Here is a 24,023-nt window from a genome sequence, read left to right on the forward strand (position 1 = left end):
CCGTTAGCATCCGTTACATCAACAGTATAAGTACCCGCAACAAGACCCGTAATAGTACTTGTTATCTCACCATTACTCCATAAGTAAGTATAAGGGGTAACCCCTCCTTCAACACTAATGGTTGCCTCACCGGTATTATTACCGTTACACAATACATCTGTTTGAGAAGCTGTAAGTATTAAAGCATCTGGTTCATCAATTACAAATTCATATGATAATGTACAGTTATTAAAGTCGGTTACTAAAACATCATAAGTACCAGCCGTAAGTCCTGTAGCGGTAGCGGTTGTTTGTCCGTTACTCCAGGTATAAGTATAAGGAGTAGTACCACCTGTAACATCTATAGTAGCGCTACCTGTAGCAGCACCGTTACAAAGAATGTCTGTTTGTGTAGTTGCAGGGCCAACAGTTAATGCAGGTGGTTCACTGATATTGAAGTTTTGTATAAGGATACAACCGTTATCATCGGTTACCGTTACATAGTAGTTTCCGGCTGCTAAGCCTGATATAGCATCGGTAGTTGCTCCTGTATTCCATTCGTAAGTATAAGGCTGAACCCCTCCGTTAATAACAACAGAAGCAGTTCCTGTTGCATTACCGTTACATATAATGTTTGTTTGTGACGGAGTAGATGTTAGTGCAGCAGGCTCTGTAATATCAAAATCCTGAGTAAGTGTACAACCGTTAGCATCGGTTACGGTTACTGTATAAGTACCTGCTACAAGACCTGTAGCTGTTAGCGTAGTTTGTCCGTTACTCCATAAGTAAGAGTAAGGGGCTATACCACCTTCAACAACTATTGTTGCGTTACCCGAAGTACCACCATTACAAAGTACGTTACTTTGAGTAGTGTTTGGAGTACTTACAAGAGCAGCAGGCTCAGTAATAGTAATTGACTGAGTAAGTGTACACCCGTTAGCATCGGTCACGAAAACCGAATGAGCTCCCGCAAAAAGTCCGGTTGCTGTAGGAGTTGTTTGTCCGTCATCCCATAAATAAGAGTAAGGAGGAATACCACCTGTCATAGCAACAGAGGCTTCACCTGTAGCAGCACCGTTACATAAAACGTTAACCTGAGAAGATGTAGCATTAAGTGCTGTAGGTTGTTGAATATCAAAAGATCTTGTAAGTGTACAACCATTAGTATCTGTAACATCTACAGTATAAGTGCCTGCTGTAAGTCCTGTTATGGCAGCAGTTGTTTCACCGTTACTCCAAGCATAAGTATAAGGAGCAACACCACCTGAAACTGTAACTGAAGCTACACCTGTATCTTCACCATTACATGCAATATTACTTTGTGAAGTAGTTGCTGTAAGCGCTGTAGGCTGAGTAATGTTGAAAGACTGAGAAACAGTACAACCGTTAGCATCTGTAATACCAACAGAATAGTTTCCTGCTACAAGTCCGCTTATAGTAGGAGTAGTTTCTCCGTTATTCCATAAGTAAGCATATGGAGCTATACCACCAGATACTGTTGCTGTAGCAACACCAGTTGCAGCACCATTACATAGAATATTAGTTTGAGTAGGGTTTACCGAAAGTACCGCAGGCTCATCAATAGTATATAACTGCGTTAATGTACAACCATTAGCATCGGTAACTGTTACAAAGTAGTTTCCGGCTGCTAGGTTTGTAATATTATCTGTAGTATCACCGGTATCCCAAAGATAAGAATAAGGTGCTACACCACCTGTTATGGTAAGTGAGGCCGAACCTGTAGTATCTCCGTTACATAAAATATTAGTTTGTGCCGGAGTAGAGGCAAGTGGTGTAGGCTCAGATATAACAATGGTTTGTGTAACTACACAACCGTTAGCATCTGTAACATCTACACTGTAAGTTGCAGCAACTAAGCTTGTAATAGTTGCTGTAATTTCACCGGTATTCCAAAGGTAAGCGTAAGGAGTAGCACCACCCGTTACTGTAACAGAGGCTACACCTGTATCGTTACCGTTACACTGAACATTTGTATGAGTTTCACTAACCACTAGGGCAGGAGATTCGTTAATAGTAACTGAAGTACTTGTTGTACAACCGTTAGCATCTTCAATATCTACAGTGTAAGTTCCGGCTGCAAGATTTGAAATAGTAGTTGTAGTCTCGGTAGTACTCCATAGATAATTATATGGAGCTGCGCCTCCTGTTACAGCAACTGAAGCCGAGCCCGAAGCATCTCCGTTACAAACAATATCAACGCCTGTTGCGGTTGCTGTTAGTGCAGGAAGTTCGGTAATTGTGAAGTTTTCGGTTAATGTACACCCGTTTTCATCAGTAACATTAACAGAGTAAGACCCTGCTATTAACCCTGTAGCGGTAGCTGTTGTTTGTCCGTCACTCCAGTCATAAGTGTAAACACCAGTACCACCTGTTACTGTTACTGTAGCTTCTCCGGTATTATCACCGTTACATAAAATATTAACCTGAGATGGGGTTATAGCAAGCACTGGAGGTTCTGTAATTGTAACATCAACAATTGTAGCACAACCTACAGCATCTGTAACAGTAACGGTATAATCTGCGGCAGCAAGGCCTGTAGCTGTAGCATTTGTTTGTGAGTCACTCCATAAGTAAGTATAAGGAGGAATACCTCCGGTTACATCTATAGTTGCAGTACCGTCGGCATTGCCGTTACACGAAACATTAGTTTGTGAACTAATAGTACCTGTGGTTCCGGTTACTGTTACTGTAAATGTAGCAGTAGAAGTGTTTAATGAAGAATCTGTAGCCGTATAAGTTACAGTACTAACACCCGCATTAAAAGTTGTTCCGCTGGCATCACCTGTTCCTGTTCCTGTTGTAGCACCTGTTATATCATAAGTAAGTGTTATAGGATCAGCACAATCATCAATAGCAACAATTCTAATTCCGTTTACTACTGTGGTACAGGCAGCTGTTGTACTGTTTACAACAACATTTGCAGGGGGGATTAAACTTGGTGCACCCACATGCAGTACAGCAACAGCAGCATATGAATTGTTCGGATCAAAGCTGTTAAAATCATAACATCCTGCTGCCCAGTCGCTGGATTGCGTGATGTAGTATGACCCTTCTGCCGTTGGTGCGGTAAATGAAGTGGCAATATTTCCTGTACCTTCCTCATGACAGTTGGTAAACACGTTATTCATACCTACAAAGTGTTGTGTAGGACAGGTTGGACATGCTCCGCCGGTGTTGTACACCATTGAATAATCATAAGAAAAAGTAACGGCTGCGCCCGGAGTCACAAAAGCTTCATTTGTACCGGTACCGTTAAGATTGACGTTTGTGTAGGTAGACGTTCTTCCTCGTTGAGAAATACTCGTTGAGCCCGAAGCTACGCCCGAATAAGGGGCCTGAGTATCACCCGGGCATTGCCCAAAGGAATATACACAACTCATCAATCCTAATAAAAGTAGTAATTTTTTCATGGACTAAAAATTATATTATAAGGATGATTTTGACGGGCTAAATATACAGTATTTTTGAAATCTCTGAATAAACTTGTTAACTTTATTTAATAAGTTCTTTTCTGTTAAAATAAAAAATAATTATTATTTAAATATTAAGTTAAAATTTGGTTTATATTGTTTCATTGTTAAGATGAATTATTTACTTCTTGCTTCTAAAACTTTCTCAATATCAGTAAGATTTAAAGATTTAGCTTTAAGGAGTATTAAAAAATGGTAAAGTAAATCAGCAGCTTCATTTTTAAATAATTCTTCATTATCATCTTTAGCCTCTATAATCAACTCCACGGCTTCTTCACCTACTTTTTGGGCTACTTTGTTAATCCCTCTTTTAAAGAGTGTATTAGTGTAGGAAGTATCAGAATCTGACTCTATCCTTTCTGAAATCGTCTCTTCAAGCTGGTACAGGAAACCTTTACTGTTTGGTTCTCCAAAGCAGGTTGTAGTACCGGTGTGACAGGTAGGGCCTGCTGGTTTTGCCTGTATCAAAATGGTATCGTTATCACAATCCAGGCTCATAGATACTACATTTAAATAATTACCCGATGTTTCTCCTTTTGTCCATAACTCATTTCGGCTACGGCTGTAAAAAGTTACTCTCTTTTCAAGTTTAGTTTTGGTAAAAGCCTCTTCGTTCATGTAGCCCAGCATTAGTACCTGCTGGGTTGTTGCGTTTTGTATTATGACTGGTATAAGTCCGTTTGTTTTATTAAAATCAGGTTTCATCTTACGGGTATATTATTTTGTTGTAAATAGGTTTTAAGCTGAGGAATACTTATCTCGTTGTAATGGAAAATACTGGCAGCCAGCGCAGCAGTGGCATTAGTTTCACTAAATACAGTGGTAAAGTGTTCCAAACAGCCTGCACCGCCGGAGGCTATCACGGGGATGTTTACGTTATTGCCAACAAGATTAAGGGCATCAATAGCAAAACCGTTTTTGGTACCGTCGTTATTCATAGAAGTAAGCAGTATTTCGCCTGCGCCAAGCTGTTCGCCATATTTTGCCCAACTGGTAAGTTTTATACCTGTAGCGGTTTTACCTCCGTTAATGAATACTTCCCAGTTCCCGTTTACCTTTTTTGCATCAATAGCCAGTACTACAGCCTGACTGCCACAGTTTTTGGCTATCTGGTTTATCAGTTCAGGGTTTTTAACTGCCGATGAATTTACACTAACCTTATCAGCCCCACGACTTATAAGATATTCGGCATCATCGGGGGTGTTTATGCCACCACCTACAGTAAAGGGTATATTAATCTCTTTGGCAATTTCGGTAACTAGGCTTGCCAGTGTTTTTCTTTTTTCAAGCGTGGCGGTAATGTCAAGAAAAACAAGCTCATCTGCACCTTCCTGTGCATAGCGGGAGGCCAGTTCTACAGGGTTACCTGCATCTCTTAATCCTTCAAAATTAATTCCTTTTACAACCCTGCCGTCTTTAATGTCGAGGCAGGGTATTATTCTTTTCTTTAGCATAGTTTACTTAATTCTTTAAGTTCAATTTTTCCCTCATACAATGCTTTGCCAATAATAGCGCCTTCACATCCTATAGCTTTCATATCAAGTACATCCTGAATATTGGTAATGCCTCCGCTGGCTATCAGGTTGATGTTTGCCAAACCGATAATCTCTTTATACAGATTTGTTGAAGGTCCCTGTAGCATTCCGTCTTTAGCTATGTCAGTACAAATAACTGTTTTGATTCCTTTTTTTTGATAGCCTTGTATAAACTCCAGTACATCGGTATCGCTTTCCTGTAGCCAAGCGTTCACCGCTATTTTACGATTGTTGCAGTCGGCACCCAGTATAATTTTATCTGAGCCATATTGTGAAAGCCATTCGGTTACTTTTTCGGGATTTTTTACTGCAATACTACCGGCAGTGACTTGTGAAGCACCATACTCAAAGGCTTTTTGTATGTCGGTGTCCGATTTCACACCACCACCAAAATCAATAATAAGATTGGTTTGTGTGGCAATACTTTCCAATACTTTATGGTTAACAATACTGCCCGATTTAGCTCCGTCTAAATCAATCAGGTGCAGGTATTTAATTCCGGCATCTTCAAAGGAACGGGCAACCGCTACCGGGTTTTCATTATATGTTTTTTGGGTAGCATAGTCACCTTTAGTGAGGCGTACGCATTTGCCGTTAATAATATCTATGGCAGGGATGATTCTCATAAGCTTAAAAAGTTTTTTAATAATTGTTCTCCGGCTGTACCCGATTTCTCAGGATGAAACTGCACAGCATAAAAATTATCTTTTTGCAATGCAGCACTGTAGGGCAGGATGTAATCACATTGTGCTACCGAAAGGGGAGATTCCTCTGCATAATAGCTGTGAACAAAGTAAAAATGCTCCTCTTCACTAATACCCGTAAACAGTTCTCCTTTGCAGTTGTATAGGGTATTCCAGCCCATGTGTGGCACAATATCAAGAGGGGGGAATCTTTTCACGTTTACATCAAAAATGCCCAGTCCGTTTGTGTTGCCTTCTTCGGTGTAGTTACACATTAGCTGTAGTCCAAGGCATATCCCTAAAACAGGCTGTTTGAGTCCTTTTATTGTTAAGTCGAGTCCGTTTGCCTGTAGATGCTGCATGGCTGTTGCAGCTTCGCCCACACCGGGGAAGATAACCTTATCAGATTTTTTAATTTCTTCAATATCGTTTGTAACGATGCAGTCATAACCCAGCCTGCGAACAGCATTTTCAACCGACTGGGTATTACCTGCATTGTATTTTATAATCACTATCATAACACTCCTTTTGTACTGGGTATAGTATAATTATCTGTTTGTTTTATAGCCATTTTTACAGCTTTTGCAAAAGCCTTAAAAATTGCTTCTATTTTGTGGTGTTCGTTATCGCCTTCGGCTTTTATATTCATGTTACATTTTGCAGTATCACTAAACGATTTAAAAAAGTGAAGGAACATTTCGGTAGGCATTTCACCTACTTTCTCACGGTTGAAGGAGGCTTCCCAAACTAACCATGGTCTTCCGCCAAAATCAATGGCTACCTGAGCAAGGCAATCATCCATAGGGAGAAGGAAACCATAACGTTCAATTCCTTTTTTGCTGCCCAGTGCTTTAAGGAAAGCTTCGCCAAGTGCCAGCGCAGTGTCTTCAATAGTGTGGTGTTCATCTATATACAAATCTCCCTTAACTGTAATATTTAAATCCACTCCGCCGTGACGTGCTAACTGATCCAACATGTGATTGAAAAAGCCAAGCCCGGTATCGATATTACTTTTACCCGAACCATCCAGGTTAAGCGCTATAGCTATATTGGTTTCACTGGTTTTTCGGTTAACGGTAGCTGTCCTTGGTTTTGATTTCAGGTACTGGTATATAATGTCCCAACTTTGGGTTACAAGGGTAGCACTGTCGCATTCATTACCAATAAAAACCGACTTACATCCCATATTTTCTGCCAGTTGTATATCGGTTAGCCTGTCGCCAATAACATAGGAATTTTCCAAATCATAATCACCTTTTATATAGTGTGTAAGCATAGCCGTTCCCGGCTTTCGGGTAGGTAGGTTATCTTGAGGGAAGCTTTTATCAATAAGCACCTCACTAAATGTGATGCCTTCATTTTGAAATGCCTGAATGATTTTGTTTTGTGCCGGCCAAAAGGTGTTTTCGGGGAAAGAGGCTGTTCCCAGTCCGTCCTGATTAGTAACCATAACCAATTCGTAATCCAGTTCGCGCGCAATTTTTGAAAGCCCCTGAAACACCCCTGGGTAAAACTCCAGTTTTTCCAAGCTGTCCAACTGATAATCTACAGGAGGCTCTATTACCAATGTACCGTCGCGGTCTATAAATAGTACTTTTTTCATGCTGTAATGTTTTGTAATGCGTTTAGTAAAGCTTTGTTTTCCTGTGGCGTACCGATGGATATTCTGATACAGTTTTTTACCTCTTTGTTTCGGTTACGTATAATGATTCCCTGCTGTATAAGGTTTTGGTATACAGAATTAGCATCGCTAACCTCTACCAATAAAAAGTTAGCTTGTGAAGGATATACTTTCCTTATAATAGGAATTTGAGAGAGAGCTTCACTCAGTTTTTGACGTTCTTCAAGTAATAGTTTTTTCTGTTCCTCATAATTATCGGTGTTCTCTAAAGCCTTAATAGCTGCCGTATAGTTGAGTTTACTGATGTTATAAGGAGGCTTTACCTTATTGAAAAGACTAATAATAAAAGGTGATGCATAGGCTATACCCACACGTGCTGCCGCAAGTCCCCAGGCTTTACTCAGGGTTTGTAATACAATCAGGTTAGGATACTGCTCCAGTTTGTTTACCAGCGTGGTGGAGCAGAAGTCGGCATAGGCTTCATCTACAACCACAATACCCTTAAAGTTTTGTATAATGAATTTGGCTGTATCTAAGCAGTTTCCTGTAGGGTTATTAGGCGAACAGATAAAAACCAGTTTGATACTTTCGTCTTCCAATGCCAATAATGCTTTATTTTTATCAACTTGGAAATTATTATCCAAAGGGACTTTAATCAGTTCGGTGTTATTTATAGCTGCCGAGACCTCATACATACCATAAGTAGGAGTGAAGGTAAGCGCCTTGTCTTTACCCGGTTCGCAAAATATTCTGAAACAAAGGTCAATAGCCTCGTCGCTTCCGTTGCCTGTAAATATGTTTTGTGGGGCTACACCTTTAATTACCGAAAGCCTTTGCTTTAACTGTTTCTGTAAAGGATCAGGATAGCGGTTTAGCTCACCAAACGGATTCTCATTAGCGTCAAGGAATATTCCTTCGCTACCGGTAAATTCTTCCCTTGCCGAAGAGTAAGCCTGGAGCGCGAGTATATTAGGACGTACTATTTTTTCTATACTATTCATTACCAATGTCTTTTAATCGTATACTTACCGCATTTTTGTGAGCTTCCAGTTGTTCGGCAGCAGCCATAACCTCTATAGCCGGACCGATATTTTGAAGTCCTTCTCGGGTTATTTTCTGGAAGGTTATCTTTTTGATGAAACTATCTACCGATACCCCGCTATAACTTGTAGCATATCCGTTTGTAGGCAAGGTGTGATTGGTACCACTGGCATAATCTCCTGCACTTTCACAACTGTAATTGCCCAGAAAAACCGATCCGGCATTGGTAACATTATCTATATAATTTTCAGCATTATCACTGGCTATTATAAGGTGTTCAGGTGCATACAGGTTACTAAATGCTATACATTCCGCCAAGTCAGAAAGTAATATGGCTTTACTGTTGTTAAGTGCCTTTAAAGCTATTTCCTTTCTAGGTAAAGTGTTTACCTGTTTTGCGAGTGCTTTTGCTGTTTGTGTAATGATTTGTTCATTGTTACTAAGCAATACCACCTGACTATCGGGACCGTGTTCAGCCTGAGAAAGTAGGTCGGCTGCTACATATTCAGGATTAGCTGTACTGTCGGCAATAACTAAAAGTTCACTTGGTCCGGCAGGTAAATCGATAGCCACACCATAGTTTAGTGCAGTTTGTTTGGCTGCAGTTACATACTGATTCCCCGGACCGAATATCTTATAGGTTTTCGGGATAGTTTCGGTACCCAATGCCATTGCCCCAATTGCCTGTATACCACCTACACGATATATTTTTGTAATTCCGGTAAGTTGGGCTGCATAAAGTATAGCACTGTTTACATTACCCTTTTTATCGGGTGGAGTACAAAGTACAATCTCTCTACAGCCTGCAATTTTTGCAGGTATGGCAAGCATTAAAACAGTTGAGAAAAGAGGCGCCGATCCGCCGGGGATGTAAATACCTACCTTATCAATAGCTCTGTTTTCCCTCCAGCAGCTTACACCAGATGTGGTTTCTACACTGTTTTTCTGTTCTTTTTGAATAGCGTGGAAAGCCTCGATGTTGGCTTTAGCTAGCTGTATTGCCTCTTTCAGTTCGGTTGATACCTTTGCAGCACCTTTAGCTATTTCACTTTCAGTTAACTGAAGGTTCTCAGGGATTACACCATCAAAAAAGCCTGTGTATTTCTTTACGGCATCATCACCTTTTTTGCTTATTTCATCAAAAATCTGAGGTGTAAGACTCTCAAGGTCGGCAACAGGGAGTTGTGGTCTTTGACACAAAGCCTCCCATGTATTTTTCTCGGGGTATAAAACAGTTTGTACCATAGCTTAAAGAATCATTTTTTCAACATTAACAATAAGGATACCTTCTGCGCCCAGGGTTTTAAGGCGGTCTATATTATCCCAAAATTCATCTTCACGTATTACCGAGTGTATACTGCTCCATCCTTCTTCCTTAAGCGGAAGTACAGTAGGGCTTTTCATGCCGGGTAATACCTGTGCTATTTGTTGTACCGAATCGTTTGGAGCATTAAGGAGTATATATTTGTTTTCGGCAGCATTTATAACCGACTGTATCCTGAAAAGTAACTGGTTTAGAATGTCTTCTTTTTCAGTATTTAGTGAAGAATTACTAATAAGTACGGCTTCACTTTTTGTAACGGTTTCTACTTCTTTAAGTCCGTTCATTAATAGAGTGCTCCCTGTACTTACAATGTCAAAAATACCATCGGCAAGGCCTATTCCCGGAGCGATTTCTACGCTACCGCTAATAGTTTCTATTTCGGCAGTGATGTTATTCTCTTCAAAAAACTGCTGGAGGATAAAAGGGTAGCTGGTGGCTATTTTTTTATTATTGAAATAAGATACTCCGTTGTATTGAGCTTCTTTTGGTAGAGCCAGTGAAAGCCTACAGTTGGCAAAACCCAGTTTTTTGACTACAGTTACGTTTTTGTTTTGTTCCCAAACCTCGTTTTCGCCCAATATGCCTACATCGGCAACGCCCTGTTCTACATATTGCGGAATATCATCATCCCTTAAGAAAAGTACCTCAATAGGGAAGTTTTGTGAAGAAGCTTTAAGTGTTCGCTCTCCGTTTAGCAACCTTATGCCGCATTTGTTTAGCAGTTGCAGCGATTTTTCGCTGAGCCTTCCGTTTTTCTGAACGGCTATTTTTAATTTACTCATTGTTTTTAAAATGATGCCTGAGTAAAAACAGAAGGGGAGAGCTCGATTAAATAAAAAACCCGTCTGATTTTACTCAAACGGGTTTAGAAAATATTTTAGGTTACTACAATATCATTTCCTCCTCGCATTTGAGCCAGTTTGAAAATGATGATGATGTAGCTGATTAAAAATCATAATAAAATTTTGTCCTTTTTGTACTTCGCAAATATAGAAATAAATTCAATTAAAAAACGGTAGTCATTATTTTTTTGAACTTTTTACAATTTAATCACGATGTTTTAATTTTTAGTAAACCTTCCAGTCCCAGCTCTTTAATAGATATTTCGCGCATTTCTACCTTACGTACTTTTCCCGTTATGGTGACAGGGAAATCAGCCGTAAACTTCCAGTATTTAGGTACTTTGTAGTGTGCTATTTTGCCTTTGCAGAAGTCCAGAAGATGAATTTCTTCCAGTCCTGAATCCTTTTTGGCTTTTACCCATGCCATAATCACTTCGCCATATTTTGCATCGGGTATGCCTATAACCTGTACATCTTCAATATGCGGATGGGTATACAGGAATTCTTCAATTTCACGAGGGGAGATATTCTCACCACCACGTATAATAATGTCCTTAATCCTACCTGATATGTTTACATAGCCTTCATCATCCATAACAGCAATATCTCCGGTATGCATCCATCGGGCATCATCAAGCACTACAGCCGTAGCTTCCGGATTGTTCCAATACTTCAGCATAACCGAATAACCCCTTGTGCAAAGTTCGCCAGGCTGTCCTTTTGGTACTACATGCCCCGTTTCGGGGTCTATTATTTTAATTTCAAGATGATCCTGTACAGTTCCTACAGTGCTAACCTGTTTTTCTAAAGGCGCACCTATAACTGTTTGTATAGATACGGGAGAGGTTTCGGTCATACCATAACAAATAGATACCTCTTTCATATACATTTTGCTTTGTACCTGTTTCATAATCTCTACAGGGCAGGGTGAACCCGCCATAACACCTGTACGCAGGCTGGTAAGATTATAACTTTCAAAATCTGGTAATGCAAGTTCGGCTATAAACATGGTTGGCACGCCATATAGTGATGTGCATTTCTCTTTTTCCACGGCTTTTAGTGTTGTGGCAGGATCAAAACTTTCTGACGGAACTACCATTGTTGCACCGTGAGAGGTACAGCACAGGTTACCTATTACCATACCAAAACAATGATAAAACGGTACAGGGATACAAACCCTGTCGGCATCAGTATATTTAAGACGTACACCAATAAAATAACCGTTATTCAGCAGGTTATGGTGTGTAAGTGTAACGCCTTTTGGAAAGCCTGTAGTACCCGACGTATATTGTATATTAACAGGCTCATCAAACTGAATAGTGCTTTCAGCTTCGGCAAGTGTCTCGTCGCTTATAGTATGTGACAGACTCAAAAATGAATCCCAGTCCTTATCCAGATAAATGGTTTCGGTTAGGGTAGGGCAGTTTGCAGCTACTTCTTCAACCATTTGTTTATAATCGCTACCTCTAAATGAAAGTGCAGAAACCAGTATTTTTATCCCCGATTGGTTAAGTACATATTCCAGTTCGCTGGAACGGTAAGACGGGTTAATGTTTACCAGTATAATACCTACACGGGCTGTGGCATATTGCAGTAATACCCATTCAGACCGGTTAGGAGACCATATACCAACCCTTTCGCCTTTTGCAATTCCTTTTGCCAGCAGGCTTTTGGCAACGGTGGTAGTTTGATTGTAAAATTCGCTGTATGAGCTACGGTAGTTTTGTTCAACACATACAAGGGCATCATTATCAGGGAAACGTTTTACCGTATCTTTTAAATTTTGCCCTATGGTTTGTCCCAGTAACGGAATAACCGATGGCCCCGAGGCATATGAGATGTTATTGTAATCTGTCAAAATAATTTTTTTAAGTTGGATATGTATTTATGCTTATGACTTATAGTATAACTAAAGCCGAGATATAAAATTATAAAACTCCTTCTTAAAATTGATAACGAATTACAAGTGTTTTGTTTTTATTGTTGAATTATTAATAGGGGTATGCTGCTTCTTGTTATTGAATCCATTGTTTTTGTGCGTGACTGTAACATACTGCATGAGGGAGTTCCATTAAGTAATTAAGTACAGTAATAGCATAATAGTCGTAATCATTATTAGGATCGTTTCCTAACAGGCAACGGATAAAATATTTTGGAGGCTGTTTAGATTTTCCTTTTAATGCTTCAAAATCCTGTGCTACCTGTTCATCATCACTAAAAAGTATACCTATAACATAATCTTCCTCATTAATAACAATATTAAGGTTTGTTTCACCTGTAAACGGATTCTTTTTTGTTTTAAAGGTAACCTCGGGATTATTAGTAAATAATGATTTTATGGTATTAAATGTTTCCTCTTTTGTGTAAACGGTTTCTGTGTCTAAAATAAATAAGTCTATAGCCATGAGTTATGGGATTGTTGTATATACTTTAAAAGATGATAAAAGTAGTAGCCGGGCAAACAGGTATTATCACCATAAACAGTGATTTCGGGTAATGATATGTCTTGGTTGTACTATATCGTTGTAGCGATTTATTTTAATTAAAATATAGTTTTTTGGCATTGTTTTTGGTTTAGGTCGAAGAGTAATTTATTATTTGGCTTTAAAGGAGTTAATGTAAATTTAATGTTAACAATGTTAGCGAAAACGAGTGAAAACTGCAGTATGTTAAGATGTGTTAATATTTAATGCCAAACTGCTTGCCAGTATAATCTTGTTTATGTAATTTTGGTGCCCATGAAAAATATGCTAACCAGATTTTTTCTAATGCTTTTTGTAGTCCTGCTAGGGGGACAGGGCGTTTTAAACGCTCATCCTTATCAGGGACACAATGGCTATGCATTGGGGAAAAATGCTGAATCGTTAGCATTACAGTTTGATTTTGGGTTTAGTCAGGATTATGACGCTTCTTACTTCAAGTCAATTCCGTTTAGGACTCAAACCGAAAAACAAAACGAAAAATTTGTTGTTACCGATAACGAAGGTGACGATGAAGAACTGGTTTCCTACAAAAAATATCTGGAAATCAACAATTACTTTACCACTGCACTTTATGCCCAAACTTTAGGGTACTCTCACAGATACGTAAAAGAAAGTCTGCCATATTATAGCAGACCCCTTTCATATTTCTCATCTTACAGGAAATATATTGTTTTTCGAGTAATCAGACTTTGATTCTCACCCCATCGTTCAGGTAGATAACTTCTTGTTTGCCTGATTTTTCGCATTTAAACATTATGTGTATTCACGCGGCTTAGGGCCAAAAGAATATATACCGTGTATTTTTTTATACACGAACTCTACCAGAAAAAAGAATATCAAGAAAATCGTATTGTTTTAAAAAAGCAAAATTTATTATGAAGAGAGTACTCATGCTCGTGAGTTTGTGTGCATTATTGTGCCATACAAGCTGCAAAACAGACAAAGAAGAGAAGGAAGTTGAAACTAAATTCCTTGTTACTAACCCTGTAAAAATGGACACCATCATTACCGATGAATATGTGTGCCAGATACACTCGATACAACACATCGAACTTAGGGCTCAGGAAAGAGGTTACCTTGAAAAGATTTATGTAGATGAAGGCCAGTCTGTTAAAAAAGGTCAGCTACTATTCCAAATTATGCCTAAACTCTATGAGGCAGAAATGCAAAAGGCAAAAGCAGAGGCTAATTTTGCTGAAATTGAATACCAGAATACAAAAAGACTTGCAGATAGCAATGTAGTAGCTCCAAATGAGCTTGCTATGGCTAAAGCGAAATATGACAAAGCTAAGGCTGAGCTTGCTTTAGCAGAAGTTCACCTTGGATTTACCGAAATCAGAGCGCCTTTTGACGGTATTATTGACCGTTTCCATGTTAGACAGGGTAGTCTTGTGGACGAAGGAGATTTGTTAACTAATCTATCTGATAACAGTAAAATGTGGGTGTACTATAACGTACCTGAGGCAGAATACCTTGACTATAAAGAATCTGCTAAAGAAGGTGGTAAAGCTAAAGTAGGCCTGTTAATGGCTAACAACAAGTTATTCAACCAGGAAGGTATTGTAGAAACCATTGAGGCCGATTTTGATAACGAAACCGGTAACATACCTTTCAGGGCTACATTCCCTAATCCAAACGGATTATTAAGACATGGTGAAACAGGTAGTATTCAAATGAAAATACCGTTCCAAAACGCCATGATCATTCCGCAAAAAGCAACTTTTGAGGTGCTTGAAAAGAAATATGTTTATGTATTGGATAAAGATAATAAGATAAAATCAAGAGAGATTAAAATAGCGGCCGAACTGCCACACATCTTTATTATCGAATCAGGCTTATCAGAAAGTGATAAGATACTTCTGGAAGGTATCCGTCTTGTTAAAGAAAACGAGGAAATAGAATACAAACTGGAAGACCCTAAACATGTTATATCTCATTTGGAGCTATATGCAGAATAATGGAATAACTTAAAAAAAGATCAAATGTTTAATAAATTCATACATAGGCCTGTATTTGCGATAGTAATATCTATTATTATCGTGTTTGTAGGTTCGTTGGCAATCAAACAGTTGCCAATATCGCAGTTTCCCCAGATTGCGCCAACTACCGTAAATGTTTTTATAGCTTACCCTGGGGCCAGTGCAGACGTATTAGTAAAATCGACCCTGATTACCTTAGAGAACTCTATTAATGGTGTTCAGGACATGCGTTATATGGCTACGGATGCAACCAGTGCAGGTGAAGCTACACTAAGGATTATTTTTGAACCGGGTACCGATCCTAACCAGGCGGTAATCAGGGTAAAAACGAGGGTAGACCAGGTTATGCCCCTCTTACCCGAACTGGTTCAGCGTGAAGGGGTTGTAATTACCCCAATCCAGCCGAGTATGTTGATGTACGTTAACCTGTATGCAACCGGCAAAAACATGGACGAAAAGTTCCTGTACAATTATGCTAACGTAAAAATGATCCCTGAAATCAACAGGATTAAGGGTGTGGCAAGATCTCAAATATTAGGTAGTAGAACCTATGCAATGCGTGTTTGGTTAAACCCAGACCGTATGAGAGCTTACCATGTATCTGTTGATGAGGTTATGGACGCAATGGCCGAACAAAGTATTGTAGGTCGTCCGGGTCGTATCGGGCAAAGTTCGGGTATCGAAGCCCAGTCGTTAGAATATGTATTAACCTATAAGGGTAGGTACAGTGAACCATCTGAATATGAAAATATTATTGTTCGTGCTAATGCAGATGGTGAGCGTATTCGCCTTGGTGATATAGGTAAGGTAGAGTTAGGAAGTGAATTCTTCGATATTTACTCTAACCTTGACGGACACCCATCGGCTTCCATAGTATTAAAACAAAACTATGGTAGTAACGCGAGTGATGTAATCGAAGCCGTAAAAGCTAAGCTTGAGGAGATGAAGGAAACTTTCCCTCCGGGCATGGATTACAAAATTAGTTATGACGTTTCCCAATTCCTTGATGCCTCTATTGAGCAGGTTATCCATACGCTAAGGGATGCCTTTATTCTTGTGGCAATTGTAGTGTTTGTTTTCCTTGGCGACTGGAGATCTACGCTTATACCTATACTTGCGGTACCGGTGTCGCTCGTAGGGGCATTCTTTGTAATACAGTTCTTCGGGTTATCTATTAACCTTGTAACCCTGTTTGCACTTGTACTTGCAATTGGTATTGTAGTGGATGACGCCATTGTGGTGGTGGAGGCCGTTCACGCCAAGTTTGACGAGTTCCCTAACATAACGCCATACCAGGCAGTAAAAAGAGTATTAGGTGAAATTAGTGGTGCGATTATAGCGATTACTGCGGTAATGGTATCGGTATTCTTACCAATATCATTCATGACAGGTCCGGTAGGTACCTTCTATAGGCAGTTCTCTATTACCATGGCGAGTTCTATTGTGATTTCGGCTATTATTGCACTTACCCTTACGCCGGTATTATGTGCTATGCTGTTAAAAAATCACCATGCACACCATTCTAAACCAAATGTATTTACAAAAGCATTAGATGGCTTTAACCGTGGTTTTGATAAACTTACAGGTAAATATGTAGCTATATTAAAAAGGATAGTTAGCAGAAGGTTGCTTACATTCTTAATATTAGGAGCTTTCTGTGCGGGTATTTATTTTGAGAGCCAGGTACTTCCTGCAGGTTTCATACCAAGTGAAGACCAGGGTACTATATATGCCATTATACAAACGCCTCCGGGATCTACACTGGAAACAACTAACCAAGTATCACAAAAATTACAGAAAATTTGTGAGGAAGTAGACGGAGTAGAGTCGGTATCATCACTTGCAGGTTATGAGATTATGACAGAAGGTAGGGGTTCTAACGCCGGTACCTGTCTTATTAACCTTAAAACATGGCATGAAAGGGAACACTCTGTTACCGAGATCATGGAAGAGCTGGAAGAAAAATCAAAAGGTTTAGGAGCAACAATTGAGTTCTTCGAACCGCCGGCCATCCCTGGATTTGGTTCATCAGGTGGTTTCTCAATGCGTTTGTTAGATAAAAATACCACTACAGACTATCAGGATTTCGATAAGATTAATAAAAAATTCCTTGAGGATTTAGGTAAACGTAAAGAGCTTACAGGTTTATTTACCTTCTTTGCGGCAAACTACCCTCAGTATGAACTTGAAATAGATAATGACTTAGCTATGCAGAAAGGAGTTTCTGTTGGTAAAGCAATGGAAAACCTTGATATCCTTATTGGTAGTACCTATGAACAGGGTTTCATTAAGTTTGGTCGTTTCTTTAAAGTATATGTTCAGTCAGATCCTAAATTCAGAAGATTACCGTCTGATGTATTAAACCTTTTCGTTAAAAACGATCATGGTGAAATGGTACCTTATTCGGCATTCATGAAACTTAAAAAGACTCAGGGACCTAACGAGATTACACGTTACAACATGTACAACTCGGCAGCTATCAGGGGGCTTCCTGCAGCAGGTTATACTACAGCAGATGCTATTCAGGCTATTCGTGAAGTAGCTAAAGAATCGCTTCCTAAAGGTTATGACATTGCATGGGAAGGTCTGTCTTATGATGAGGCTGGCAGAGGTAACGAGTCGCTATACATCTTCCTTATTGTACTTGCATTCGTATACTTTGTACTTGCAGCACAGTATGAAAGCTTTATTATACCGCTTGCGGTAATATTCTCACTACCTGTGGGTGTATTCGGTTCGTTTATGCTCCTTAAATTAATGGGACTTCAAAACGATATTTACGCGCAAATTGGTCTTATCATGCTCGTGGGGCTACTCGGTAAGAACGCCGTACTTATTGTAGAGTTTGCTGTCCTCAAGCACAGTCAGGGCTCTACGATACTTGAGGCTGCTATTGAAGGAGCTAAGGTACGTTTCCGTCCTATCCTTATGACATCGTTTGCCTTTATTGCCGGGTTAATTCCGTTGATTATTGCAACAGGTGCCGGTGCGATAGGTAACAGAACCATTGGTGCATCTGCAATGGGTGGTATGCTATTCGGTACTATTTTCGGTGTAATTATAGTTCCAGGACTGTACTACATTTTCGGTTCCCTTGCTGACGGAAGAAAACTGATTAAGGATGAAGATGAAAGCTCATTATCTGATGAGTTTGTACATCAAATAGATAATTTTGATAATACTGATGAAAATGAGTAAGATGTTTAGTAAATATAAATATGTATATGTAGTAGCAGGATGCCTTGCACTAACATTTACAGGATGTAAAACACCTTCTTTAGTTCAGCGTGAAGCAAATACAGAAACACCTGCGAGTTTTAACGACTCGCAGGATACTACAAACATAGCTCAGCTTAAGTGGAAAGAGTATTTTACAGATCCGTATCTGGACACCCTGATTGATGTTGCATTACAAAACAATCAGGAACTTAATATCACCATGCAGGAAATACAAATTTCCAGAAATGAGATAAAAGCCAGAAAAGGGGAGTATCTTCCGTTTGTAGGAGTTAAAGGTGGTGCCGGAATTGAAAAAGTAGGCAGGTATACCAGCCAAGGGGCTAACGATGCCAATACCGAAATCAAACCGGGTAAAGAATTCCCCGAACCGCTTCCTGATTATATGATTGGGGCTTATGCTAACTGGGAAATAGATATTTGGAACAAACTGCACAATGCAAAAAAATCAGCAATCAGTAATTATCTTGCTACTGTAGAAGGTAAAAACTTTATGGTTACTAACCTGATTGCCGAAATAGCTAACTCATACTATGAGCTTTTAGCGTTAGACAATCAGTTGGCACTTGTAAACCAAAATATCGAGATACAAAGCAATGCACTTAACATTGTGAAACTTCAAAAACAGTCAGCACGTGTTACAGAGCTTGCCGTAAAACGATTTGAAGCACAGTTATTACATACAAAAAGTATACAGTTTGATTTAAAGCAGCAAATTGTTGAAACCGAAAACAGGATTAACTTCCTTGTAGGTAGGTTCCCTCAGCCTGTAGCCAGAGATCATCAAAACTTTATCAATTTAGTGCCTGAAACCATTTATGCCGGTATTCCGTCACAACTGCTTGAAAACCGTCCTGATGTTAAACAGGCTGAATTCGAGTTAGCAGCAGCAAAACTGGATGTTAAGGTTGCTAAAGCCAGATTTTATCCTTCACTGGGTATATCAGCAGGTATAGGCTTCCAGGCATTTGACCCGGCATATTTGGTTAAGACTCCAGAGTCGCTATTGTACTCACTTGCGGGTGATATAGCAGCTCCGTTAATTAACCGAAATGCAATTAAAGCTACTTATTACAGTGCAAACTCTAAACAGCTACAGGCCGTTTTCAATTATGAGAAAACGATACTTAATGCTTACATAGAAGTAGCTAATGAGCTTTCTAACATCAATAACCTTAAGGAAAGTTATGACCTTAAGTCTAAAGAAGTAGATGCTTTAACGCAGTCAATTAATATCTCTAACGACCTGTTCACATCGGCAAGGGCCGATTATATGGAAGTATTAATGACGCAGCGTGACGCGCTTGAATCTAAATTTGACCTTATAGAGACCAAAAAAGCACAAATGAATGCTATGGTGAATATCTATAAGTCTTTAGGTGGCGGATGGAAGTAAATTTCTGGTGTTTATATATTGTTTTTCCTTTGTAAGAAGGTCGCGACTATTTATCGTGAGAGCCTCCGGTGCAATTTGTGCCGGAGGTTTTTTTATGCTTTTTTCTGAAAATTATTGTGGAATAAATAGCTTTTGGTATATTTGACCATAAGTATATCAGCAATTAATTATGAAAAACAAAATTACAGGATTATCAAAAAAACTGTTTAAAACAGGTATTGTTTTGTCGGCTGTTTTGGGTATGGGTTCTCAAAATGCTATTTCACAAACAAAACAGGAAACAGTAAGACGTATAGAAGTAAACCTGAACAAAACGCAGGGAAAGCTAAACAAATTCTTTAATGAAAGTGTTGGAGCCGGGCGTGCAAATGAAGGACTTAGAGCCGACTGGCAACAACAACTTGCCTTAGCACAACAGGACTGTGGCTTTAGGTATTTGCGTATGCATGGATTACTGGTAGACGATATGGCTGTTTACAAAGAAGATAAAAACGGAAATCCGCAATACAATTATCAATACATAGATCCATTATTTGATTATTTACTGAGTATTAATATTAAGCCATTTGTGGAGCTTGGCTTTATGCCTTCACCTTTGGCCAGTGGCGATAAAACTATTTTTTGGTGGAGAGGTAATGTTACTCCGCCGAAGGACTATGATAAATGGGAGGGGTTAATAACTAACCTGGTGCAACACTTTACCGAAAGATATGGCGAGGAAGAAGTGAAAAGCTGGTACTTTGAAGTATGGAATGAACCTAATCTTGATGGTTTTTGGGCAGGTACTCAGCAAGAGTACTTTAAGCTTTACCAGTATACTGCAAAAGCGGTTAAGGGTGTAAATAAAGACTATAAAGTAGGAGGGCCTGCGACGGCAGGAGCAGAGTGGGTGCCTGAAATGATTGACTTTTGTTATAAAAATAATGTTGCGATTGACTTTGTAACAACCCATTCCTATGGTGTGAAACAGGGGTTTCTTGATGAGTTTGGTAACGGTGGTACCGTGTTGAATAAAGATGAAATGGCGGTTAGCGGCGATGTTATGAACTCCAGAAAAGAGATAGAATCATCTAAAATTCCGGGACTGGAACTACATTATACTGAGTGGAGTTCGTCATACACTCCTGCCGATCCAATACACGATAGTTACCATCAGGCAGCTTATGTACTGGAAAAACTAAAGCAGGTTGGTAATACGGTTAACTCAATGTCATATTGGGTGTTTACTGATATTTTTGAAGAGGCTGGTCCGCGTTTTACTCCCTTTCACGGTGGTTTTGGGTTACAAACTATTCAGGGAATTAAAAAGCCTGTGTATTATTCGTATTCATTTTTAAATAAACTGGGTGATAAAGAGTTGGTAAACAATGATAAACATTCATGGGCATGTAAAACCGATAATGGTGACTTCCAGTTACTGGCGTGGGATTTTACCAATACACATCCTGGTGATTCTATTAATAATCAGGTGTATTATATTAAAGACTTACCGGCTAAGACAAAAGGTAAACTTGAAATTGCCGTATCCGGACTGGAAAAAGGGAAGTATAGCCTTGAAGTAAGCCAAACAGGGTACAGGGTTAATGATGCTTATACTGATTATTATGATTTAGGCAGACCATCACAATTAAACAGGGAGCAGGTAACCAGTATTAAGAAAAAGAATAATGGTTCACCAATTTACAGGGAAGAAGTTAAAATAGGGAAGGACGGTAATTTTACCAAGCAACTTGATTTAAGGGAAAATGATGTATTCCTCATAACATTGAGGAAAATGTAATATGAAATAAAAAAGCAGCCTTAAAAGGCTGCTTTTTTTGTACATTGAAGTTTTATGTTTTTTAAAAGAATGCAAAACGTAGTTTTACACCATAGGCCATTAAACGTACATCTTTAGAGTAAGATGAATTAATAACAGAATTAAACTGTAAGTCTACCGGCATCTCATTTGACGGGTAGTTTATTACGTTTTCGTCTTTATTATCGGCAATTGAGTTAAAGCAATAGTCAACAAAAACACCTATGTAGCATGAAGATCTTTCGCCAATGTATTGTTTAACACCGGTTTCAAGTGTACCAGACCATGCAATTTTAGTTTCAAGATCCTGTTTCCCGGCATCAACCTGATAGAATGAACCGAAGCCCATGAAGGTTGGACCGAATAATTCTGCATTGTATTGTGGGTAATAACCACTGGTTGTTAATGCATCCATTTTGGTTTCATAGTTACCTTTAATTGCAAACCCTGCTTTTACTCCGGCAGATACATAGAAGTCAGTAATACCATCTCCGGTTTCAAACTGCACTGTTAGCGGTACATTTACATATTCCAGCTTTTGGCTTTCCTCGTAAGACCTTGAAGAGTATCTAAACTCAAAAGGATCATTTTCAATATCAGTAGTATTATAACTTCCTGTAAGATAATCAAACTTTGCAACTGAATTATAAGTTTGGTATTCGGCACCAAGGCCAATACTCCAGTTTTCATTTAAGTAGAAAGCATATTTTAACCCCAGTTGTACTCCGTTGTCATGCTCAACCTGGCCTTGGTTCAGGTCATAGTATATAGATGAAAATACACCTCCGGCATATATAGAAAACTCGTTTTTTTCCTCTTGTGCATTAGCTTTTCCAATTCCCATAAGGAGTAAGGCTGCCATTACTGATTTGGCTGAAAGCTGTGTAAATTTATTTTTGTTCATAATATAATTTTTAATGGTATAAATTCTGCCGCCGCAGCGGCAGAATTATTTTATTTACTGTACAAGAACTTTGAAAGTTTTACTGTTATTTGGCGTTTTAAGTACTACTATGTATGTAGCAGCCTGTAACGGCAATTGCAGTTGTGTTACTCTTGAAGATGACTGTACCTCTGTTATAAGAGCACCGTTAAGGTTGTAAACAGCGATAGTCATGTTTTTAAGTTCACTTTCAGGGAAATCAGCCTCAACAGTAACCAGTTGTCCATATGTTACAGGGTTAGGGTATAACCTTGCACTAGTTGCATGCTGTAACTGTATTTGTCCTAAACATGTTTGCAGTACATCACCATCAATAGTGGTTACTTTAACCATGTATTCTGCACTTGGATCTAGTGTGTTAGACTGGCTGTTACCTTCAGAGAAGTATTGACCAGTACCTACAAGAACACCGTTTTTATACCATTCGTAATCAGTAAACTCGTAGCCACCATTGTTTTGTGAGTTGTTGTTTACTAATAGTACGTTATCAAATTTCTGAACTACTATGTCAGAGAAATCAAATCTTCTTTCAACAACTATAGTATATGTTTCAACAGATGTACCATCCTGAGATGTAACAGTTACTACATATGAGTAAATACCCGGTTGTGGAGTTTGGATAGTAAATGTGTGTCCTGGGTTTACAGTAGCACCTACTTCTGTAACGATAGTAACTTCTACAGAGTCTGAATCATCACCACAATCAATTAAGTGATAAATCTCGCTTGGAGGCGTATTGTAAGTCTCATCACCTACAATCATACCGAAGATAGAAGCATCACTACTTTCAATCACAAGAACCTGAGAAACACTTTCAGCCGGCAGGTAGTTTTCGTTACCATCCTGATGTGCTGTAATTGTAATTTCTCCTGATGTAAGCATGTCTACCCACCCTTCAGATGAAACATCAGCAGCTGGGTCTGGTGAAGTATAAGTATATGTGTAATATACCTCTAAACCTGAACTTGCAGTAGCATCCAGTTGGAAATCAGGGTCAGCTTCAAGGTTTTTAATCGCAAGCGGATCAAAAGTAATTGTTTGAGGAGCCTGATCGATAGTAATTGTAGCTGTTAGTACAATTGATTCACAGTTAAATGCTTCCGGTTGCGGATCAACAGTAGCTGTTACAGTGTAAGTACCTGCATTCACAGCACCGTTGTCAGAACCTGTTTCAGGAGAAGTACTGTATGAAACAGTAGCACCTGCAGGTAAGTTATTAACCTCTATTGTATGAACAGTTCCGTCATAAGTAAATGTTCCGTTATCAAATGTTATAGCATTAAGAGGAGACTCTTCAACTGTTATATTTTGAGTTTGAGTGGTAGTGTTTCCATTACCATCGTCATATGTCCATGTTATTACATATGCACCTACTTCTGTATAATCTAACGGATCTGTAGTAGTAGCGTTAAGTACACCCGCACAGTTATCTGTAGCAGTTGGAACCGGAATTTCATCACTCATAACACCACAGTAATTAACGATGTCTGTAAGTGTAACTACATCAGCCACAGGTGCAGTAGTATCATCTACTATTACTGTTTGTGTTTGTGTAGTTGTATTACCATTACCATCGTCATACGTCCACGTTATAGTATATGTACCCTGAGCAGCGTAAGTAAGCGGATCAGAAGTTGTAGCGGTTATCGTACCTTCACAGTTATCAGTAGC

General features: G+C 39.1%; 18 protein-coding genes. 5 read left to right on the plus strand and 13 right to left on the minus strand.

All coding sequences use genetic code 11. From position 1 onward, the window contains the following. From GN157_RS03745 to GN157_RS03795, 11 genes are all read right to left on the minus strand, one after another. Positions 1–3,410, minus strand: a 3,410-nt coding sequence (locus tag GN157_RS03745; RefSeq protein WP_157481778.1) for a beta strand repeat-containing protein, incomplete at its 3' end; no start/stop codon positions are given. 177 nt (positions 3,411–3,587) lie between these two features. Beyond that, the gene (hisIE, locus tag GN157_RS03750; protein ID WP_157481779.1) at positions 3,588–4,175 is read right to left on the minus strand and encodes a bifunctional phosphoribosyl-AMP cyclohydrolase/phosphoribosyl-ATP diphosphatase HisIE; all 588 of its coding nucleotides are present in this window, start codon (positions 4,173–4,175) and stop codon (positions 3,588–3,590) included. Then, complete coding sequence (gene hisF, locus GN157_RS03755) at positions 4,172–4,924, minus strand: imidazole glycerol phosphate synthase subunit HisF (protein WP_157481780.1); 753 nt, start codon at positions 4,922–4,924, stop codon at positions 4,172–4,174. Before hisF ends, hisIE begins: the two co-directional genes overlap by 4 nt. Next, entirely contained in the window at positions 4,918–5,631 is a 714-nt protein-coding gene (hisA, locus tag GN157_RS03760; RefSeq protein WP_157481781.1) for a 1-(5-phosphoribosyl)-5-[(5-phosphoribosylamino)methylideneamino]imidazole-4-carboxamide isomerase, read from the minus strand. The genes hisF and hisA overlap by 7 nt, the downstream gene beginning before the upstream one ends. After that, positions 5,628–6,206 (minus strand): imidazole glycerol phosphate synthase subunit HisH, encoded by a 579-nt coding sequence (gene hisH, locus GN157_RS03765; RefSeq protein ID WP_157481782.1) that lies wholly within the window; start codon positions 6,204–6,206, stop codon positions 5,628–5,630. Before hisH ends, hisA begins: the two co-directional genes overlap by 4 nt. After that, positions 6,203–7,291 carry a bifunctional histidinol-phosphatase/imidazoleglycerol-phosphate dehydratase HisB gene (hisB, locus tag GN157_RS03770; protein ID WP_157481783.1) on the minus strand — a complete coding sequence of 363 codons (1,089 nt, stop codon included), beginning with the start codon at positions 7,289–7,291 and terminating at the stop codon, positions 6,203–6,205. Before hisB ends, hisH begins: the two co-directional genes overlap by 4 nt. Continuing rightward, entirely contained in the window at positions 7,288–8,310 is a 1,023-nt protein-coding gene (gene hisC / locus GN157_RS03775) for a histidinol-phosphate transaminase (protein ID WP_157481784.1), read from the minus strand. The genes hisB and hisC overlap by 4 nt, the downstream gene beginning before the upstream one ends. Further along, positions 8,303–9,595, minus strand: coding sequence for a histidinol dehydrogenase (hisD, locus tag GN157_RS03780; RefSeq protein ID WP_157481785.1), 1,293 nt, complete (start codon positions 9,593–9,595; stop codon positions 8,303–8,305). The genes hisC and hisD overlap by 8 nt, the downstream gene beginning before the upstream one ends. Before the next feature lie 3 nt (positions 9,596–9,598). Further along, on the minus strand, positions 9,599–10,456 hold the full coding sequence (gene hisG, locus GN157_RS03785) for an ATP phosphoribosyltransferase (protein ID WP_157481786.1): 858 nt from the start codon (positions 10,454–10,456) through the stop codon (positions 9,599–9,601). A gap of 268 nt (positions 10,457–10,724) precedes the next feature. Further along, positions 10,725–12,377: an AMP-binding protein gene (locus GN157_RS03790; protein ID WP_394350056.1), complete on the minus strand. Its 1,653-nt coding sequence runs from the start codon at positions 12,375–12,377 to the stop codon at positions 10,725–10,727. A 154-nt stretch (positions 12,378–12,531) separates the two neighbouring features. After that, positions 12,532–12,921: a hypothetical protein gene (locus tag GN157_RS03795; protein ID WP_157481788.1), complete on the minus strand. Its 390-nt coding sequence runs from the start codon at positions 12,919–12,921 to the stop codon at positions 12,532–12,534. A 363-nt stretch (positions 12,922–13,284) separates the two neighbouring features. On the opposite strand from GN157_RS03795, the gene GN157_RS03800 reads away from it, so the two are divergent. The 5 genes from GN157_RS03800 (at position 13,285) to GN157_RS03820 (ending at position 21,391) form a co-directional block, all read left to right on the plus strand. After that, entirely contained in the window at positions 13,285–13,692 is a 408-nt protein-coding gene (locus GN157_RS03800; protein ID WP_197429386.1) for a hypothetical protein, read from the plus strand. Between the two features lie 182 nt (positions 13,693–13,874). Beyond that, the gene (locus GN157_RS03805; RefSeq protein WP_035134326.1) at positions 13,875–14,957 is read left to right on the plus strand and encodes an efflux RND transporter periplasmic adaptor subunit; all 1,083 of its coding nucleotides are present in this window, start codon (positions 13,875–13,877) and stop codon (positions 14,955–14,957) included. A 24-nt stretch (positions 14,958–14,981) separates the two neighbouring features. After that, complete coding sequence (locus GN157_RS03810) at positions 14,982–18,176, plus strand: efflux RND transporter permease subunit (protein WP_157481790.1); 3,195 nt, start codon at positions 14,982–14,984, stop codon at positions 18,174–18,176. Further along, entirely contained in the window at positions 18,169–19,611 is a 1,443-nt protein-coding gene (locus GN157_RS03815; RefSeq protein WP_197429387.1) for a TolC family protein, read from the plus strand. Before GN157_RS03810 ends, GN157_RS03815 begins: the two co-directional genes overlap by 8 nt. A gap of 169 nt (positions 19,612–19,780) precedes the next feature. Continuing rightward, positions 19,781–21,391 (plus strand): GH39 family glycosyl hydrolase, encoded by a 1,611-nt coding sequence (locus GN157_RS03820; RefSeq protein ID WP_231749043.1) that lies wholly within the window; start codon positions 19,781–19,783, stop codon positions 21,389–21,391. 61 nt (positions 21,392–21,452) lie between these two features. Here the strand turns inward: GN157_RS03820 and GN157_RS03825 are convergent, their stop codons facing one another. After that, positions 21,453–22,313, minus strand: coding sequence for an outer membrane beta-barrel protein (locus GN157_RS03825; protein ID WP_231749045.1), 861 nt, complete (start codon positions 22,311–22,313; stop codon positions 21,453–21,455). Positions 22,314–22,367: 54 nt separating this feature from the next. Next, on the minus strand, positions 22,368–24,023 hold a 1,656-nt coding region (locus GN157_RS03830), incomplete at its 5' end, for a T9SS type A sorting domain-containing protein (protein ID WP_157481791.1).

This window comes from Flavobacterium rakeshii, assembly GCF_009741375.1.
GTDB lineage: Bacteria > Bacteroidota > Bacteroidia > Flavobacteriales > Flavobacteriaceae > Flavobacterium > Flavobacterium rakeshii.

Excerpts from the sequence above, each read along its gene's own strand:
- GN157_RS03810 (WP_157481790.1), top strand. The coding sequence starts at position 14,982 with ATGTTTAATAAATTCATACATAGGCCTGTATTTGCGATAGTAATATCT.
- hisA (WP_157481781.1), bottom strand. The coding sequence starts at position 5,631 with ATGAGAATCATCCCTGCCATAGATATTATTAACGGCAAATGCGTACGC.
- hisIE (WP_157481779.1), bottom strand. The coding sequence starts at position 4,175 with ATGAAACCTGATTTTAATAAAACAAACGGACTTATACCAGTCATAATA.
- hisD (WP_157481785.1), bottom strand. The coding sequence starts at position 9,595 with ATGGTACAAACTGTTTTATACCCCGAGAAAAATACATGGGAGGCTTTG.
- GN157_RS03800 (WP_197429386.1), top strand. The coding sequence starts at position 13,285 with ATGCTTTTTGTAGTCCTGCTAGGGGGACAGGGCGTTTTAAACGCTCAT.
- hisG (WP_157481786.1), bottom strand. The coding sequence starts at position 10,456 with ATGAGTAAATTAAAAATAGCCGTTCAGAAAAACGGAAGGCTCAGCGAA.
- GN157_RS03815 (WP_197429387.1), top strand. The coding sequence starts at position 18,169 with ATGAGTAAGATGTTTAGTAAATATAAATATGTATATGTAGTAGCAGGA.
- GN157_RS03805 (WP_035134326.1), top strand. The coding sequence starts at position 13,875 with ATGAAGAGAGTACTCATGCTCGTGAGTTTGTGTGCATTATTGTGCCAT.
- hisC (WP_157481784.1), bottom strand. The coding sequence starts at position 8,310 with ATGAATAGTATAGAAAAAATAGTACGTCCTAATATACTCGCGCTCCAG.
- hisF (WP_157481780.1), bottom strand. The coding sequence starts at position 4,924 with ATGCTAAAGAAAAGAATAATACCCTGCCTCGACATTAAAGACGGCAGG.
- GN157_RS03825 (WP_231749045.1), bottom strand. The coding sequence starts at position 22,313 with ATGAACAAAAATAAATTTACACAGCTTTCAGCCAAATCAGTAATGGCA.
- hisH (WP_157481782.1), bottom strand. The coding sequence starts at position 6,206 with ATGATAGTGATTATAAAATACAATGCAGGTAATACCCAGTCGGTTGAA.
- GN157_RS03795 (WP_157481788.1), bottom strand. The coding sequence starts at position 12,921 with ATGGCTATAGACTTATTTATTTTAGACACAGAAACCGTTTACACAAAA.
- hisB (WP_157481783.1), bottom strand. The coding sequence starts at position 7,291 with ATGAAAAAAGTACTATTTATAGACCGCGACGGTACATTGGTAATAGAG.
- GN157_RS03820 (WP_231749043.1), top strand. The coding sequence starts at position 19,781 with ATGAAAAACAAAATTACAGGATTATCAAAAAAACTGTTTAAAACAGGT.